The organism is Caballeronia sp. BR00000012568055, from assembly GCF_029439455.1.
Classification (GTDB): domain Bacteria; phylum Pseudomonadota; class Gammaproteobacteria; order Burkholderiales; family Burkholderiaceae; genus Caballeronia.
Window position 1 is genome coordinate 162,639 of the sequence record NZ_JAQFVG010000075.1, and the last position, 17,962, is coordinate 180,600.

Sequence of the window (17,962 nt, forward strand, 5' to 3'; positions counted from 1 at the left end):
TTTATCAAGTTGCAAAGAAGTGTTGAGCTGGATTCTTACACGTTTCGTAACGACGATTATCACAGTCTCCGTAAGAATCCTTTACATCCTTACGTGTTTTTCGACAATACACGCAAAAATATAATCCATCCCTAAAGTCTAATTCCAATTTGGGGGTGAATCGTGACGGGCCGGGTGTCCAGAAGCGCTGCGTGCGCTGCGGTTCTTGCAGCATTGTTGACAATCGCCGGGTGCGCGAACATGGGAAAGGAAGCGCCGCAGGACGCGATCAAAGCGCCCGCGACGCTCGATGTCGGCAGCGCCATCCGCGCCGCCGATGCCGACGCCGCCTGGCCCGATCAGGACTGGTGGCGCGCCTATCGCGATCCGCAGCTCGATGCGTGGATCGCCCGCGCGACAGCGGGTAATCCGACGCTCGCGATGGCCGCCGCCCGTGTGCGCGAAGCCAACGAAACCGCGCGGCTGGTGCATTCGGAACTGCTGCCGCATATCGACGGCGAAATGGCCGTGACGCGCCACAACTGGCCCGAGAACGATTTCTACGGTCCCGGCTACTACGGCGGCACGACCACGTGGGACAACACCGCGGGCCTCAAGCTCTCCTATAACCTCGACCTGTTCGGCCGCGATGACAACGCCGCCGAACGCGCGCTCGATGTCGCCCATGTGCGCGCCGCCGATGCGCGGGCGGCGCGGTTATCGCTGGAAACGGGCGTGGTGCGTGCGTATATCGGTTTGTCGCAGGCTTATGCGCTGCTGGATATCGCGCAGCAGACGCTCGAGCAGCAACAGCATGTCGCCGATTACGCGCGTCGTCGGCTGAAAGGGGGGCTTGGCACGCAGCTCGAATTGAGTCAGGCAGAAACGCCGCTGCCCGAGTACGAACGTCAGGTCGATATCCATAAGGAAGAGATCGCGCTGGCCCGCAATCAACTGGCGGCGCTGGCAGGCGAAGGTCCGGGCGCGGGCGAATCGCTGACGCGTCCCGCTTTGTCACTCGCGACGCCGCTGCCTTTGCCGACATCGCTGCCCGCTGATCTCGTCGGTCATCGTCCGGACGTGGTGGCGGCGCGATGGGTGGTGGCGGGACAGGCGCGCGGGATCGATGTCGCCAAGGCGGGCTTTTATCCGAATATCAACCTGGCTGCATCGCTGACGCAGGCGTTTGCGGGCGGCGCGCTGTTCTCCTTCCTCACGAGCAAGGCGACCGGCTATACGTTCGGCCCCGCCATCTCCCTGCCGATTTTCGAAGGCGGCGCGTTGCGTGCGCAATTGGGCGCGGCATCGGCGCAATACGATCAGGCGGTCGATCACTACAACGGCACGATCGTCGCGGCATTGAAGGACATCGCCGATCAGGTCGTGCGCGTGCATTCGCTCGATACGCAGCTCGAAGCGTCGGGCCGGTCGGTCGCAGCCGCGCGCCGAAACTACGAACTGGCGAACGAAGGCTACCGACGCGGTCTCACCGATTATCTGAATGTGCTCGCCGCGCAGACGCAATTGCTGCGCGCGCAGGACGGCGAAGCGCGCGTGCGGGCGCAACGTCTGGGCGTGTACGCGACGCTGACGGCCGCGCTCGGCGGTGGAATCGACGATCCGTCGAACGGGCCGGAAGAGGCATCGCTGGCGCCGGCGAAGCATATCGGGCCGTTTGCGAAGGCGGTGAAGTGATGGCTGCGATTGCCCCGATAAAACGCGCATCGCTCGTTCAGTCTCTGCAAGACTGGGCGCGCACCGATGGCCTCGCGTGGATCTACATTTTCAAGGCCGTGCTCGCCGCCCTGCTCGCCTTGTGGATCGCCATGCGGCTCGATATGCAGCAACCGCGCACCGCCATGACGACGGTTTTCGTCGTGATGCAGCCGCAAAGCGGCATGGTGCTCGCGAAAAGCTTTTATCGTTTCTGCGGCACGATGGTCGGTCTGATCGTGATGCTCGCGTTGATCAGTCTGTTCTCGCAGCAGCCCGTGCTGTTTCTCTCCGCGACGGCGCTGTGGGTCGGCGTCTGCACGGCAGGCGCGGCGCGCAATCGCAATTTCCGTTCGTATGGCTTCGTGCTCGCGGGATACACGGCGGCGCTGATCGGTATTCCGGCGGCGCAGCATCCCGATGGCGCGTATCTGTCGGCGCTGACGCGCGTGGGCGAAGTGTCGCTCGGCATTCTGTGCGCGGGCGCGGTGAGCGCGCTGGTGTTTCCGCAGCACGCGGGCGAACAGGTGCGCAATACCGTGCGGCGGCGCTTTACGCATTTCGTCGATTACGTGTGTCGCGCGCTGTCGGGCAACATGGAACGCGCGCAGATCGAGAAGACCAATCTGGCGTTTGTCGCGGATATCGTCGGCTTCGAGGCGGCGCGCAGTGTCGCGGTGTTTGAGAACCCTGAATCGCGGATGCGCAGCGGACGGCTGGCGCGCTTGAACAGCGAGTTCATGAGCGCATCGACACGCTTTCACGCGCTGCATCAGTTGATGAACCGGCTGCGTGCAAGCGCATCGGCGACGACGATCGACGCGCTGGAGCCGTTCTTTCGCGAAGTGCCGCCGTTGCTGCTGGTGCGTGGCGAACCCGTGCGCAATGCCGCCGACGCCGCGCTTGCTGCCCAGCAATTGCGTGAATACAAAGCCGCTTTGCCGGAGCGCGTTCATGTAAAACGCGCATCGCTCGAAACGAATGCTGAGTTCGTTGCGCTCGAATTCGATACGGCATGCGAACTGCTCTACCGTTTCGCCGATGACATGCTCGCCTATGCCGAAACGTATGCGTCGCTGGCCGCGCCATCGCATGAACGCGAACGCTGGGTCGCGCGTTACGTGCCGAAGACCAACATGTTCGCAGCGGGCATTTCCGGTCTGCGCGGCGCGGTGGTGATGTTCGTGCTTTCCGCGTTTTGGATGGCCAGCGCCTGGCCGAGCGGCGGCACGATGGTGCTCAACGCCGCTGCGGTGTGCGCGCTGGCGTCGTCATCGCCGAAACCGAGTGTGATGGCGGCGCAAATGGCCGTCGGCACCATGCTCGCCGCGATCACCGGCATGCTCGTGGTGTTCGGCGTGTTCCCGCATATGGACGGCTTCGTGCTGATGAGCGCCGCACTCGTGCCCGCGCTGATGCTCGGTTCTTACCTCACGACGCGCCGTACGCTGGCGGGCGTGGGGATCGGCTATTGCATCTTCTTCTGCTTTCTCGCGGGTCCGGACAACCTCGTTCATTACGATCCGACCGGCTTTATGAACGATGCCCTCGCGCTCGTGCTGTCGATGATCGTCGCCGCGATCGCCTTCGCCGTGCTGCTGCCAACCGATGCGCCGTGGCTGCGTCGTCTGCTGCTCGCCGATCTGCGCCGCGAAGTCGTGCATGCGCGCAGCGGTCGCCCCGCGCGTGTATCGACGCACTTCGAAAGCCGCACGCGTGATCTGCTGTCGCAAATCAACGCTTTGGCCGCCGATCAGCCTGCTTTGCAACGCGAGGCATTGCAATGGCTGTTCGCCGTGCTGGAATTCGGCAACGCGGTGATCGATCTGCGCCGCGAACCGCCGCGCGATTCAGTCGAGAAAACACTCGACGCCGTCGCCAAGTTATTCGACCGCCCAAAGCCCGCCCGTTTCGCCGATGCGCTCGCCGCGACGGAACGCGCCATCGCAGACACGCAAAACGTGCCAGGTTTGCAGCGCGTGGTCAGTCACCTGCATTTCATTCGCACGGCGCTGCTCGATCCGGAATCGCCGTTCGCATCGAACGTATCGCATCAAGAAGGAGCGCCCCATGCCGCGTGATACCGCGATCCTCGAAGCCTATGTGCCGACCATTCTGCTGCTGTTTATCGCCGGCGCGATGGCCACGTGGGTGATCGATCGACTGCTCGCCATGACAGGGTTGTATCGCGTCGTCTGGCACCCGTCGCTGTTTCGCGCGAGTCTGCTCGTGTGCGTGTGCAGCGTGATCGGGCTGGTGGTGTATCGATAAATACGCAGAAATACGAATATTCAGGAAAGCAAATCATGATGCTTCGCAAACTCATCGGCTTCGTGTTGACGATAGCCATTTTCGCGGCGGCGCTGATCGTCGGCCGCCTGCTCTGGGTGCATTACATGGACGACCCCTGGACGCGCGATGGCCGCGTGCGCGCCGATGTGGTCAATGTCGCGCCGGACGTATCGGGCGCGGTGGTGCAGATGCCGGTGCACGACAATCAGATGGTCAAGAAAGGCGATCTGCTGATGGAAATCGATCCGTCGCATTATCAGATTGCCGTGGAACAAGCCGAGGCGAATGTCGCGGCGCGCGCGGCTGAACTGAAAATGCGCCGCGCCGATGCCGCTCGCCGGGCGGATATGGACAGCCAGGTGGTATCGAAGGAACAGCGCGATAACGCGATGCAAACGGCGTCCACCGCAGCCGCGCAGTTGCAACAGGCGCAGGCCGCTTTGGATGCCGCGAAGCTCAATCTCGAACGCACGAAAGTGTATTCACCGGTCGATGGCTACGTCACGAATCTGAGCGTGTTTCGCGGTGACTATGCGACGGCTGGCACGGCGAAACTCGCTATCGTCGATAGCCATTCGTTCTGGGTCTACGGCTATTTCGAAGAGACGAAACTGCCGCATGTGCGCATCGGGGACCGCGCGCAGATTCGGCTGATGAGCGGCGGCGAGTTGAAGGGACACGTCGAAAGCATTTCGCGCGGCATTTACGATCGCGACAATCCGCAGAGCCGTGAGCTTCTCGCCGATGTGAACCCGACGTTCAGCTGGGTGCGACTGGCGCAGCGCGTGCCGGTGCGATTGAAGATCGATGAGGTGCCGGACGGGATGTTGCTGTCGGCGGGAACGACGGCGACGGTGGTGATTGCGCCGTCGATGTAAAACAAAAACCCCGTCTGGCAAAAAGCCAAGACGGGGTTTTGACACTTACTTCAACACCACCTTCACATCAAAATACTTAGCCGCCATCTTATCGATGGACCCATCGGCCTTCAGCTCTTTAAGCGCCTGATTGAGCGCATCCTTCAGCGCCTTATCATTCTTGCGCACGCCAAAGCCAACGCCCGAGCCCAGCAACTTATCATCCGATACAGCCGGTCCCGCGAACGCAAACCCCGCGCCCTGCGGCTGCTTCAAAAATCCCTTCGATGCCGCTTCGGCATCCTGAAACGCCGCATCGAGCCGACCCGATGCGAGGTCCGCATAAACCTGATCCTGCGCCTGATACGACTGCACATCGATGCCCGCCGTCGCCCATTTCGCCTTCGCGTACGTCTCCTGAATCGAGCCTTGCAGCACGCCGACGTGCTTGCCCTTCAGCCCTTCGACCGTCGGCAGAACCGTGCTGCCCTTCTTCGCGATCAACTGGTTGGGAATCGTGTAGATCGGATCGGTGAAGTCGATGGCGAGTTTGCGCTTGTCGGTGATCGTCATGTCCGAATTGATGCCATCGAACTTGCGCGCCTGGAGTGCGGGAATCAGACCGTCGAAGGAATTTTCGACCCACACGCATTTCATCTTCAGCTTCGCGCACACCGCATTGCCGATATTGATATCGAAGCCCGTCAATTGTCCCGCAGGCGTCTTCGATTCAAACGGCGCGTAAGACGCCTCCACGCCAAAGCGTAGTTCTTTCGTGCTGTCAGCGGCATGTGCGGTGCCGACCAAGGCAAACGCGGCGAACGCGGCAAATACCCAATGCAGTTTCATCGACTTCAATCTCCTTCCGAGTAATTTCGTGTTGTCGTATGGGAAGCATCGCGGCACAAAAAAACACGCTCAAATGAGCGCGTCCGTTTTGATGCGATGCATCAACGACAAGGGCGCGATTGTAGCGCGCTCCTTGCATCGGTCAGGCAAAGGGAATTGGCAAGCGGATGTCGCGTCAAGACAACTCAGGCAAGCGAGGCGAACGTGGCGTCGGTCGTATCGATAACCATCAGACCCGCACGCAATCCCGGCTTCACGCGCGGATTCGGAAACACGATGCGCTCCTCATCGTGCGATACGCGATACCGATACGCGCCATCGTGCGCGAGTTCGGTGCCCGATGGAAACGCGGTGAAATTCGGCACATCGCTGGCGACGTTAAGGACGAAGTGCTCGCTCTGTTTGTCGATTTGGGCGACCACGGTGAACACGCGCAATGGCGCTTGCTCCTTCAAGGCTTCGTCAGCAATCAAACGCCGCAAAGCCGCATCCGATGCCGCGAAGCGCGCGAGATCGTTCTCGCCGAACGGCCTCACTTTGCCGAGTTCCAGCGTGCAGGCGAGCGCGTTGGCGTGCTGCGCGGTGAAGTGCACGAAGGTGTTGCTCTTTTCCTTATGCAGCAAGACCGCCTGAAGCCGCGCATCGCGCAGCCAGTCGAACATCGCGCGGGCGAGCGGCGCGCCGGTGTGCGGCAGCAGCGCGAATTGCTCGAACACCGAGGCGCGGATCGCCGTATGCATATCGATATGCCACTTCGCGTGCGTCGCGCCATCGAAAAATTGAAGCGCCTGTGCTTCGAGTTCGGCGGCGCGCGGTGCTTCGTGACTCTGCGGCAGGCTTTTGTATCGGCCGCTGAACAGGCGATTCAAATCGTCGTTGATATAGCGCGTGCCGCCGCGCATTGCATCGATATTGCCGAGGATCACGAGCATGCGCGCAGCAAGCGGCGCGCGTCCATTGGCGATATCCGCGACCAGGCGCGAGAGCATTTCGATCGGCGCGGTTTCATCGCCATGAATGCCCGCCGATGCGAGCACGCTATGCGTCGGCGCGTGCGCCGGTTCGAACAGCGCGATGCCGTGCGATTGCCACGTCCATCGCACGCCGGAGCGCGTCGTGCCTTGCGTGATCGATGGCGTCTCGCCCTTCAGCGAAAACGCCAGAAAATCGTCCAGAAGAAGATCAGCGTTGGAAGTCATAGATCGCGCCCAGTCCTAACAGCTTCGTCAATTCATCCAGCGCCGTGCGCGATTCGTTCAGCAATTGCGGATCGGCGAGATCGGCGGATGCGAGTTGATCGCGATAATGCGTGTCGATCCATGTATCGAGCTTGTTGAACAGCGCGTCGTTCATCCACACGTTCGGATTGACTGCCGCCTGCTCCGCTTCGTTCAGCACGACACGCAGCCGCAGGCACGCCGGGCCGCCGCCGTTCTTCATGCTCTCGCGCAGATCGAACACCAGCACTTCGTCGATGGGCGTCTTGCGCGTGCCGAGCGCATCGAGATAAGCGGCGACGCGCGCGTTTTCGCGGCATTCCTGCGGCACCACCAGCACTTGCGTGCCGTCCGCGCGCGACAACAACTGACTGTTGAACAAATACGACGACACCGCATCATCCACGCTGACTTCGCTTTCCGGCACTTCGAGCGCGGTGAACGTCGCGCCGTGCTTCGCCAGTTTCGCGGTGAGTTCGTCGTAGACCTTGTGCTGATCAACGAAGGCGCGTTGATGGCAGAACAGCGTCGTGCGATTGCCGACGGCGATCACATCGTTGTGGAACACGCCTGCATCGATTACTTCGGGCGATTGCTGGGCTAACACGGTGACGTCGTCGCTCAGTTGATGCAGACGCGCAACCGCACGGCTCGCTTCCAACGTCTGCCGCGCGGGGAAACGTTGCGGCTGCGTGCCACGCCCATATTCGCTTCGTCCGTACACGAAGAACTCGACGCCCTTTTCGCCATATTCCCGCGCAAATCGCGTGTGATTTGCGGCGCCTTCATCGCCGAGCGCGGGCGTGCCGGGCAGCGCGTGGTGAATATGAAAGCGCGATTCATCGGCGAATATAGCGGCGAGCGAACGGCGCGTTTCACCATGCTCGATCGCGCGATGCAGCTTCGCGGCGAGATTCGCGGGCGTGAAGTGGACGCGGCCATCGGCGGTATCGGCGGAGGGACTGACGGTCGCGGCGTTGGCGGTCCACATCGCCGATGCCGAACTCGCGGCGGCGAGCAGTTCGGGCGCTTCGCGCGCAGCGCGGGCGATCACGCTGGCGTCATCGCCAGTGAAGCCGACATCGCGCAAAAGACGGATCGACGGACGTTCCAGCGGCGGCAACACGCCTTGCCGAAAGCCGAGATCGGCCAAGCGCTTCATCTTGCGCAAGCCCTGCTTCGCGGCGGACTTCGGATTGGCCACCGACTTTTCGTTGCTGCGCGAGGCCACGTTGCCGAACGACAAGCCCGCGTAGTTGTGCGTCGGGCCAACCAGCCCGTCGAAATTCGCTTCGGATGCCGACATATCGATTCCTGATGCTTAAAACGATGCTTTAAAACACGAGGCCCGGCGACACGCTCGCGGGCATCTGCAATTGCGCGCTTTCCACCGATGCCATCGGATACGAGCAGTAATCCGCCGCGTAATACGCGCTCGGCCGCTGATTGCCCGAACGCCCGATACCGCCGAACGGCGCCGCCGACGATGCGCCATTGGTCGGTCGGTTCCAGTTGACGATGCCCGCGCGAATGGTGCGCTGAAAATGCGTCCACACCGCCTCGTCGTCGGCGAGCAGACCGGCGGACAGGCCGTAAGCGGTGTCATTGGCGCGTTCGATTGCTTCATCGAAGGTCTTGTAGCGCGTGACCTGAACCAGCGGGCCGAAGTGCTCTTCGTCCGGCACATCGCGCGCGTTCGTCACGTCGAGAATCGCGGGCGTGACGTAGCCGAGATGCGGCGCGCGCTGCGTCATCGGCAACGCGGCAACTGCGCCCGCTTCCATCAACTGCGCCTGCGCCTTCATCAAACGCGATGCCGCGCGCGCCGAAATCACTGCGCCCATAAACGGCTGCGGATCTTCATCGAATGCGCCGACGCGGATGTTCGAACTCACTTCCACGAGGCGCTGCATGAAATGCGCGCCGAAGGCATCGTCGGGAACGAAAAGACGGCGCGCGCAGGTGCAGCGCTGTCCCGCCGACAGAAACGCCGATTGGATCGTGTGATGCACGGCGGCATCGACATCAGCCACGTCAGCGACGACCAGCGGATTGTTGCCGCCCATTTCCAGCGCCAGCACAATCTCCGGCCTTCCACCGAATTGCCGATGCAGCAGCGTGCCCGTATCCGAGCTGCCGGTGAAAAACAGCCCATCGATCTGCTTGTGATTCGCGAGCGCCACGCCCGTGTCCTTCTCGCCTTGCACGAGATTGAGCACGCCCGCAGGCAAACCCGCTTCGATCCACAACGCGACCGTCGCCGCCGCCACGCCCGGCGCGAGTTCCGACGGCTTGAACACCACCGCATTCCCCGCGATCAGCGCGGGCACGATATGTCCGTTCGGCAAATGCCCCGGAAAGTTATACGGCCCGAACACGGCTACCACGCCATGCGGACGATGCCGCAGCACCGCGACGCCATCGGCCATTGGTGCGCGTTTTTCGCCGGTGCGTTCGTGATACGCCTGCACGGAAATATCGACCTTCGCGGCCATCGATGCCACTTCCGTGCGCGCTTCCCACAGCGGCTTGCCGGTCTCGCGGCCGATCGCGTGCGCAAGCGATTCCTTGTTCTCGTTGAGCAGCACGGCAAAGCGTTTGGCAACTGCGACGCGCTCATCGAAACTCGATGCGGACCACGAAACGAAGGCATGCCGCGCCGCCGTCACCGCGCGATCCACGTCCTGTGCCGACGCGCTCTTGCCTTCCCACACGATTCCATCATCGCCCGGATTGCGCGATGCAAACGTCGCGCCTTGCCCTTCCTGCCACTCACCGCCGATATAAAGCTGATTCATGTCGTCTCGTCTCCCTTCAATCCGCGCGCGGATACGATGTCAGTACGCGCACTTCATCGCCTTCGCTCACGCGCAGCCCCGCCGCTTCTTCCGTGGTCAGCACGAACGCGCCGTCTTCGATTGCGCCCGTTGTCGCGCCACATCGGAAATCTTCGAGCTTCGTGTTCGAAACGAGGCTCTTCGCATCGCTCGAATCATGAGAGCCGATCTTCACGCGCGCCAGCACGCTTTCCCGCACCGTGCGCAAATCCGCGATATGGCATTCGAGCACCGGACCGGCATCGAAAATATCGACGTGATTCTCATAACGCAGGCCTTCGGCTTCGAGCATCTTGCGCGCGGGCGCGGTGTCCTTGTGCGTCACGCCGACCGCGCTTTGCGCGGCATCGGGTAAAAGATCGAGATACACCGGATAGCGCGGCATGAGTTCCGCGACGAACGATTTTTTGCCGTGCGAACTGAGGTAATCCGCTTCGTTGAAATCGATCTGATAGAAGTGCGAGCCGACCGCGTTCCAGAACGGCGACTCGCCGTTGTCATCGAAATGGCCGCGCAGTTCGGCGCATAAACGTTCCGGAAAGCGCTCGCGAAACTGTGCCATGAACATGAAGCGCGAACGCGACAGCAATCCGCCCACGCCCGCCGTGCGATAACGCGGGCTCAGAAACAGCGAACACACTTCGGCGTAACCGGTCAGATCGTGCGCGATATTCAGCAGCGACATGCGCGTCCACACGCCCATATCCTGACTCGCATGCACGACCGTCGAGACGCGATAGTTGTAGAACGGCTGCTCCAGTCCCACTTCCGTTTCGATACCGCATACGCCCGCGACATCGCCGGTCGCGGTGTCTTCCATGACGAAGAAATAGCCCGCTTCGAAGGCTTGCGCATCGCCTTTCAGCGTGCGGCGCACGCGCTCGACGCGCGCGGCCAAGGCGGCCCGATCCGGCTTGAACGTGGTCAGGCCCGGCCCCGTTTCCTGTGCGAGTTTGACGAGCGCATCGACATCGCCCGGCTGCGTGCAACGCACGACGATCATTGCAATTCTCCCGAGGCTTGATGCAGCGGCACGCAGCGCACCGTGTCCTTGTCCTGCACGCCGAGCGCATCGCGTTCGGCGGCGTTAAGCGACGCGCCCTCGGCGCGCGTTCCGCCCAGATTCGCCACGATGCAGCGGAACTCATGCGCCCCGCCCGCCGCGACGAGATACGGCGACGCATCGGACGCCGCGCCGTCCTGCACCGCCCGCACTTCGTTCGATGCCACCGACGCACTCTTATCCACGGCGATAGTCAGCACCGGACCCGCATCGAAAATATCGACATAACGATCCGGCTCGAAACCCTCTTCGAGTTGAATGTCGTACGCGAGCAAAGTGCCTTCGTTCGGTTCGCCAAGCACGCGCTGCGCTTCGCCGGGCAACAGCGGCACATAAAGCGGATAACTCGGCATCACTTCGGCGATAAACGTACGGCTGCGTCCGCCCGATTCCATTTCCACCTGTTCGAAATCGCGCCCGAAGAACTTGCGCCCCACCGCTTCCCAAAACGGCGACGCACCGTTTTCATCCGATACCCCGAGCATCAGCGAAAACACCTCGTCGGAAAAGCGCTTGCGATTCGCCGCGATGTACAACATGCGCGCCCGCGACAGCAGATGCGCCGCCGCCGAACCCTGCGCATTGCGCAAGGTCGGATCGACATAAAAGCCAGTCAGGCGACTCTTGCCCGTCAGTTCATGCGACATGGTGAGCGCGTGAATCTTGCGGTTCACCTTGAGTTCGCGCGAGGCGTGAATCAGCGCGTCATTGCGAAACGCATAGAACGGTTCCGAATATCCCGCCGACGCGACGATGCTCGACGTGCCGAGCAAGGCGCCCGTCGCCGACTCTTCGAGCACGAACAGATAGAACTCCTCGCCGGGAAAATCCACTTCGGCGCGGAACGAATCCTCGGACAGCGCGATGCGCGTTTCGAGCGCGGCACGATCGCGCGGCAGCGAATGCAGCACGGGATGCGCTTCGCGCGCCATGCGTTGCAGCGCGTCGAGATCGGCGAGTCGGGCGGGACGAACGAAGAGCATCACTTGTCCTGTGCGATAAGGCCGACGACCTGTTCGACAGCCTTTTCAATACGCGCGAAACCTTCGTCGAGATCGGCCATCGGCATGATGAGCGAGGGCGCGAAACGCAGCACGTTCGGCCCCGCGATCAGCATGATGACACCGTTCGCCGCCGCCGCGTTGAGCACGTCTTTGGCGCGGTCCTTGAAGGCATCGTTCAGTTCGGCGCCGATCAACAGGCCACGTCCGCGAATGTCCTTGAACAGTCCGAAGCGTTCGTTGATGCGTGCGAGATGCGCCTTGATCGCGCGGCTGCGCTGATTCACGCCTTCGAGCACGGCAGGATCGCTGATCAGTTCGACCACCTTCTCCGCAATCGATGCACCCAGCGGATTGCCGCCGTAAGTCGTGCCATGCACGCCGACCTTGAAGTGCGCGGCGATTGCATCGGTGGTGAGCATCACGCCGATCGGGAAGCCGTTGCCGAGCGCTTTCGCGCTAGTCAGGATATCCGGCGTCACGCCGTACTGCATGTATGCGTAGAACGTGCCCGTGCGGCCGACGCCGGTTTGCACTTCATCGAAAATCAGCAGCGCGTCGTGTTGATTGCAGGCATCGCGCAGACCTTGGAGGAACGCGGGATCGGCGGGAATCACGCCGCCTTCGCCCTGTACCGGTTCGACGATCACCGCGCACGTTTTCGGACCGATGGCTTCGAGCGCCTTCGGCAGATCGTTGTACGGCAGATGGCGGATGCCCTGCGGCTGCGGCCCGAAACCTTCCGCGTACTTCGGCTGTCCGCCCACGCTCACCGTGAAGAACGTGCGGCCGTGGAACGACTGCGTGAAGGAAAGAATCTCGATCTTGTCATCGCCATGTTTGTCGATGGCATAGCGGCGCGCGAGCTTCAACGCGGCTTCGTTCGCTTCCGCGCCGGAATTGGCGAAGAACGCGCGATCCGCGAACGTCAGATCGGTCAGGCGTTTCGCCAGGCGCAATACCGGTGCATTGGTATAGCCATTGCCGATATGCCAGAGCTTTTCGCCTTGTTCGTGCAGCACCTTGAGCAATTCCGGATGCGCATGACCCAGCGCCGTCACCGCGATACCGCCGGCGAAATCGACATAATCGCGCCCTTCCGTGTCCCACACGCGCGAGCCGCGGCCGCGGTCGGGCACGAAATTGGCCGGCGCGAATACCGGCACCATCACTTCGTCGAACGTACCGCGATTCACCTTGATGTCAGTCATGAGCCACTCCTTCGTTCTGGCTGTGCATTGTGTTCGATATTAGGCGCTGGCTCGCGTTCCGTCTTGCGCGGTTGCGACATGCAACGAGCACCTTTCAGCGCGGTTCGATCAGCGCATTGCCGCGCGGTTCATCGACCACGCCGCCACGCTGCTTTTCGATCCAGTTGCGGCGTTCCTCGCGCGGCGTCACGCCGAACCGGTCGCGATACGCATTCGAAAAATGCGCCGCCGATGAAAACCCGCACGCGAGACTGATCTGCACCACGGATTTACTGGTGCGCTGCAATTGCGTGCGTGCTTTGGTAAGTCTGAGACCTAAGTAATACTTCGATGGCATCGCGCCGAGATATTGGCGAAACAATCGTTCGAGCTGACGGCGCGAAATGCCGATCAGTGTGGCGATTTCATCGGTGGCGAGCGGGTCTTCGATATTCGCTTCCATCAACTGAAGCGCATCGTTCAGACGCGGATGGCGCTCGCCCGGCGCGGTAACGAAGGGAATGCGCTGACGCTCCGTACCCGCGCGCAATACGCCGATGCCGAGGTTATCGGCAATCCGTTCGGCAAGGTCCTGCCCATGCTCGCGCGCGATCATCGCCAGCATAAAGTCGATGCCGGCCTGCCCGCCCGAACACGTCGCGCGATCGCGATCGATCTCGAAAATCTGCTGCGTGACGATGGCGCGCTCGAACTGCTCCGTGAACTGCTGATACGTCTCCCAGTTCACCGCCACGCGATACTGCGAAAGCTGTCCCGCCATCGCCAGCCACCACACGCCGTGATGAATGCCCGAGACCAGCGGCGTACGCGGCGCGACGCGCGCGAGACTCGCCAGAAACAATCGATAATCCGCGAACTGTTGATAGCGCTCCGAAATAACGATCAGCCAGTCGCACTGCACGGCGTCGTTGAAAGCGCAATCGGCGGGAAGCTGCGCACCGTTCGACAGCGGCACCGCGCGGCCATCCCACGAACAGATGCGCCACTCGTACAAACGATGCCCGTCGATTTCATTGGCCAGCGCGAGACAATCGATAATCGGCGCGATGCCGCTCATCGACACCGGCGGCAAGGCAACAATCGCAACCTGAATCGGCAAGCCCGTCACCTTATTTCAGGCTGCCCGACAGAAACTGTCGCAGTCGATCGCTCTTGGGCGCGCTCAGCACGTCCGACGGCGCGCCCTCTTCTTCCGTGCGCCCCTGATGCAGAAACATCACGTGATTCGACACATTGCGCGCGAAGCCCATTTCGTGCGTGACGACGATCATGGTGCGGCCTTCCTCAGCCAGACGCTGCATCACCTTCAGCACTTCGCCGACGAGTTCGGGATCGAGCGCGGACGTGGGTTCATCGAAAAGCATGACATCGGGATGCATGGCGAGTGCGCGCGCAATCGCCACGCGCTGCTGCATGCCGCCCGACAGATGCGACGGATACTGCTTCTCCACACGCGGCGGCAAACCCACTTTCTCCAGATACTCGCGCGCGCGTTCTTCAGCTTCTTTCTTCGAGATGCCGAGCACGTGAATCGGCGCTTCCATCACGTTTTCGATCGCGGTCATATGCGACCACAAGTTGAAATGCTGAAACACCATCGCGAGCTTGGTGCGCACGCGCTGCAACTGCTTGTGATCCGCGACTTCCTGATTGCCGGCCTTGTCGGTTTTCGTGCGCACCGCTTCGCCATCGACGATGATCTGCCCGGCGTTCGGCCGCTCCAGAAAATTGATGCAGCGCAGGAACGTGCTCTTGCCCGAGCCGCTCGCACCGATGATGCTGATCACATCGCCCGCATTCGCGGACAGCGACACGCCCTTGAGCACTTCGTTGTCGCCGTAGCGCTTGTGAATGTCCTGCGCGACGAGCTTGGTCGCGACGTCTTTGGCGGTAGGCTCCAACGCGTTTCTCCTGATGATGAACCTGATGGATTTTACTCGCTCGTTAGCGCGCGGATGCCTGCACCGGACGCAGATAAGCCAGCCACTTTCGCTCCGCTTTCCTGAACAACGCAACCAGCGCGAACGAGATCGCCAGATACAGCAGCGCCGCGATGCCGAACGAATCGAACGATTGATACGTGGCCGAATTCGCATCGCGCGCGACCTTGAGAATGTCCGGCACGGTGGCGGTGAACGCGACGGTCGTGGCGTGCAGCATCAGGATCACTTCGTTGCTGTACAAAGGCAAGGCGCGGCGCAACGCGGACGGCAGCACGATCCGCCGATACATCGTGAACGTGCTCATGCCGTAGACGCGCGCGGCTTCCACTTCGCCGTGCGGAATCGCGCGGATTGCGCCGGCGAAGATTTCGGTGGTGTACGCACAGGTGTTGAGCGCGAAGGCGAGGATCGCGCAATTGAAACCGCTTTTGAAAAACGCTTCGAGCAGCGATTGCGTGCGCACGAATTCAAGGCTGTACATGCCGGTGTAGAGCAACAGCAATTGCACGTAGAGCGGCGTGCCGCGAAATACATACGTGTAGAGGCGCACCGGCGTAGACAACCATTTTTTCTTCGATACACGCGCACACGCCAACGGCACCGCCGCGCAAAATCCCAGCGCGATCGATAGCGCCAGCAGCCATAACGTGACGACTAAACCCGATGCGCGCATGCCATCGGAATAAAGGAAAGGACGCCAGAATTCGGCGAAGACCTGGAACATTGCGTGTCTCCGTATTGGTCGGATTCGGTCAGAATTCGGCGTGACGCACACCGAGCGAATAGCGCTTTTCCAGCGCCATCAACACGACGTTCGATGCGGTCGTGATCGCCAGATAAATCGCCGCCGCGATCATGATGAAGAAGAACATGTTGAAGCTCGCCTTGCCCGCGTCCTGCGCGGCTTTGACGACATCCGCGAGACCGATGATCGACACCAGCGCCGTCGCTTTCACCAGCACTTGCCAGTTATTGCCGATGCCCGGCAACGCGAAACGCATCATCTGCGGGAACAGGATGCGGGCGAACACGCGCGCGCCGCTCATGCCGTAGGCGCTGCCCGCCTCCAACTGGCCGCGCGGCACCGCGAGAAACGCGCCGCGAAAGGTTTCGGTGAAGTACGCGCCGTAGATAAAGCCGAGCGTGAGAATGCCGGCGGTAAAGGGATCGATATCGAACTGATCCCAGCCGAGCGCATCGGTGATGTTGTTGACGGCGATCTGGATGCTGTAGAACAACAGCAGCATCAGCACGAGATCGGGCACGGAGCGGATCAGCGTGGTGTAGGCGGTCGCGACCGCGCGCATCGCACGATTGGCCGACAGTTTCGCCGATGCACCGATCAGGCCCAGCAGCACCGACACCGCCAGCGACAACACCGCCAACGCGAGCGTTTGTTTTGCGCCCGCCCAAATGAGCGGACCGAAGCCTTGCAGGAACACGCGCGCCTCCGTGATTAATCGATTGGCGGCGATCGTCGCAAGCGAAAAAACTTCGCTCAAATGCAGGGGAATAGATTTATTGCGTTGCAGCATCGCGTTAACGGCGATGCCGCGCGGTTCGGTCGCACCGAAGCCGCGCGGAAAGTGTGCTTTTAGGTCGCTTTTTCGATAGAACGCACGCGCTGCGCCACTTGCCCGTTCGCCACCGCGATATCCGGGCTTTCCTGCAACAGCGGCAGGAAGCGATCGGCGAAAGCGGGATCGCGCGATTCGGCGCTGAACATGGCGGCCACCGCTTTTGCATGCGTGACATAGGCGTCGGGCGTGGCTTCTTTATCGTCGAGCACGTCGTCGAGCGCGGCGATCAGCGTCGATAAAGGCGTGAGCCAGCGATAGTCCGAACCATTGATCACGATTTGCAGAAACTCGCCGGGCGATGTCGGCCCGAACTCGGCCTCGTGCTTCGTATGCAGATGCGCGAGCACGCTGCGATGAAGCGCGAGCAAAGGATGCCGCACGTCGCGAAGGAATTCGATGGCTTGCTGACCGTTCATCATCATGTCGCTCCGGATTTTCCAAAGCGCATAGATGCGGCCGATTGCGCTGCGATCAAGTGCCGCGCATCTTGCCCGCATAGCGGATGAAATCGGCGGCGGTGAGCGGCGGCGAGAACAGCCAGCCTTGCCCGAATCGCGCGCCACGCGCTTTGAGATACGCCGCCTGCTCTTCCCGTTCGATACCCTCGGCAATCACCTGCACATCGAGCGTCGCCGCCATGTCGATGATATGCGAGGCCACGCTGCTCGACGCCGCGTCCTGCCCGATCGTATCGATAAACGACTTGTCGATCTTCAGGCCGTCGATGCGGAAGTTTTGCAGATGCGAAAGGCTCGAATAACCGGTGCCGAAGTCATCGAGATAGACGGCATGCCCGGCGCTGCGGAACGCGCTGATCACTTCCTTGGCGGCATCGGCATCGAGAAAACTGCGCTCGGTAGCTTCGATGCGGATTTGCTTCGCGCGCACGCCTTGTTGTTCGATGGCAGGCCGCAGCACATCGAGAAAACGATGCGTGGTCAAATCCTGCGCCGATAGATTGACCGATATGTAGTAATCCTCGTAACGCTTGAGAAACTCGCCGAGTTCGAGCAGCACGGTATCGAGCACCTGATCGGTGATCGCCTGAATCAGCCCGCCGTGCTCCGCGAGCGGAATAAAGTGATCCGGACGCACGATCCGGTCGTGATGCTGCCAGCGCACCAGCGCTTCCGCGCCCACGCAGCGGCGCGTGGCGAGATCGACGATCGGCTGATACGCGACGATGAACTGATGGCGGCGCACGGCATCGCTCAACTGGCCACGCGGCGACAGACGGCGCACGATGAACAACGCGGCCCAGCCCGCGCACAGCAAGCCGACCGCCATGCCGCCGAGCAGCCACGCCCACGGCAGCGTGGAGACGCGCTCGATCGTGGACTGATGCGGCGCGCTGACCACCACAGCCAGCGGCATCGACACGGAGCGGCGCACGACGTAGTTCGAACAATCGATACTGCGC

Annotated in this window: 17 protein-coding genes; 4 read left to right on the forward strand and 13 right to left on the reverse strand. The window is 61.6% G+C overall.

All coding sequences use genetic code 11. The features are described from left to right. The first annotated feature begins 162 nt into the window (after nucleotides 1-162). From P7F28_RS05640 to P7F28_RS05655, 4 genes are read left to right on the forward strand one after another with little or no spacing between them, the layout of a single operon-like run. Nucleotides 163-1,674 (forward strand): efflux transporter outer membrane subunit, encoded by a 1,512-nt coding sequence (locus tag P7F28_RS05640; protein ID WP_277183497.1) that lies wholly within the window; start codon nucleotides 163-165, stop codon nucleotides 1,672-1,674. Then, nucleotides 1,674-3,773, forward strand: coding sequence for an FUSC family protein (locus P7F28_RS05645; protein ID WP_277183498.1), 2,100 nt, complete (start codon nucleotides 1,674-1,676; stop codon nucleotides 3,771-3,773). Before P7F28_RS05640 ends, P7F28_RS05645 begins: the two co-directional genes overlap by 1 nt. Continuing rightward, complete coding sequence (locus P7F28_RS05650; protein WP_277183499.1) at nucleotides 3,763-3,963, forward strand: DUF1656 domain-containing protein; 201 nt, start codon at nucleotides 3,763-3,765, stop codon at nucleotides 3,961-3,963. Before P7F28_RS05645 ends, P7F28_RS05650 begins: the two co-directional genes overlap by 11 nt. 35 nt (nucleotides 3,964-3,998) lie before the next feature. Continuing rightward, nucleotides 3,999-4,862: an HlyD family secretion protein gene (locus P7F28_RS05655; RefSeq protein ID WP_277183500.1), complete on the forward strand. Its 864-nt coding sequence runs from the start codon at nucleotides 3,999-4,001 to the stop codon at nucleotides 4,860-4,862. 45 nt (nucleotides 4,863-4,907) lie between these two features. On the opposite strand, the gene P7F28_RS05660 is transcribed toward P7F28_RS05655, so the two are convergent. The 13 genes from P7F28_RS05660 to P7F28_RS05720 all read right to left on the reverse strand — a co-directional run. Beyond that, entirely contained in the window at nucleotides 4,908-5,690 is a 783-nt protein-coding gene (locus P7F28_RS05660; RefSeq protein ID WP_277183501.1) for an ABC transporter substrate-binding protein, read from the reverse strand. 185 nt (nucleotides 5,691-5,875) lie between these two features. Beyond that, nucleotides 5,876-6,889, reverse strand: coding sequence for a succinylglutamate desuccinylase (gene astE / locus P7F28_RS05665; protein ID WP_277183502.1), 1,014 nt, complete (start codon nucleotides 6,887-6,889; stop codon nucleotides 5,876-5,878). Next, nucleotides 6,873-8,213 (reverse strand): N-succinylarginine dihydrolase, encoded by a 1,341-nt coding sequence (gene astB, locus P7F28_RS05670; RefSeq protein WP_277183503.1) that lies wholly within the window; start codon nucleotides 8,211-8,213, stop codon nucleotides 6,873-6,875. The genes astE and astB overlap by 17 nt, the downstream gene beginning before the upstream one ends. A 28-nt stretch (nucleotides 8,214-8,241) precedes the next feature. Continuing rightward, nucleotides 8,242-9,705, reverse strand: a complete 1,464-nt coding sequence (astD, locus tag P7F28_RS05675) for a succinylglutamate-semialdehyde dehydrogenase (protein WP_277183504.1) — start codon at nucleotides 9,703-9,705, stop codon at nucleotides 8,242-8,244. A 16-nt stretch (nucleotides 9,706-9,721) separates the two neighbouring features. Next, a complete protein-coding gene (gene astA, locus P7F28_RS05680; RefSeq protein ID WP_277183505.1) occupies nucleotides 9,722-10,747 on the reverse strand; it encodes an arginine N-succinyltransferase in 1,026 nt (341 codons plus the stop codon). Further along, entirely contained in the window at nucleotides 10,744-11,790 is a 1,047-nt protein-coding gene (aruF, locus tag P7F28_RS05685; protein ID WP_277183506.1) for an arginine/ornithine succinyltransferase subunit alpha, read from the reverse strand. Before aruF ends, astA begins: the two co-directional genes overlap by 4 nt. Next, nucleotides 11,790-13,019: an aspartate aminotransferase family protein gene (locus tag P7F28_RS05690; RefSeq protein WP_277183507.1), complete on the reverse strand. Its 1,230-nt coding sequence runs from the start codon at nucleotides 13,017-13,019 to the stop codon at nucleotides 11,790-11,792. The genes aruF and P7F28_RS05690 overlap by 1 nt, the downstream gene beginning before the upstream one ends. Before the next feature lie 94 nt (nucleotides 13,020-13,113). After that, nucleotides 13,114-14,076 (reverse strand): GlxA family transcriptional regulator, encoded by a 963-nt coding sequence (locus P7F28_RS05695; protein WP_277183521.1) that lies wholly within the window; start codon nucleotides 14,074-14,076, stop codon nucleotides 13,114-13,116. A 52-nt stretch (nucleotides 14,077-14,128) separates the two neighbouring features. After that, nucleotides 14,129-14,920 (reverse strand): ABC transporter ATP-binding protein, encoded by a 792-nt coding sequence (locus P7F28_RS05700; RefSeq protein WP_277183508.1) that lies wholly within the window; start codon nucleotides 14,918-14,920, stop codon nucleotides 14,129-14,131. Nucleotides 14,921-14,963: 43 nt separating this feature from the next. Next, on the reverse strand, nucleotides 14,964-15,686 hold the full coding sequence (locus P7F28_RS05705; protein WP_277183509.1) for an ABC transporter permease: 723 nt from the start codon (nucleotides 15,684-15,686) through the stop codon (nucleotides 14,964-14,966). A gap of 28 nt (nucleotides 15,687-15,714) precedes the next feature. Continuing rightward, nucleotides 15,715-16,404 (reverse strand): histidine ABC transporter permease HisQ, encoded by a 690-nt coding sequence (locus tag P7F28_RS05710; protein ID WP_277183510.1) that lies wholly within the window; start codon nucleotides 16,402-16,404, stop codon nucleotides 15,715-15,717. 152 nt (nucleotides 16,405-16,556) lie between these two features. Further along, complete coding sequence (locus P7F28_RS05715; protein ID WP_306805783.1) at nucleotides 16,557-16,964, reverse strand: hypothetical protein; 408 nt, start codon at nucleotides 16,962-16,964, stop codon at nucleotides 16,557-16,559. 49 nt (nucleotides 16,965-17,013) lie between these two features. After that, nucleotides 17,014-17,962, reverse strand: a 949-nt coding sequence (locus P7F28_RS05720; protein ID WP_277183511.1) for an EAL domain-containing protein, incomplete at its 5' end; no start/stop codon positions are given.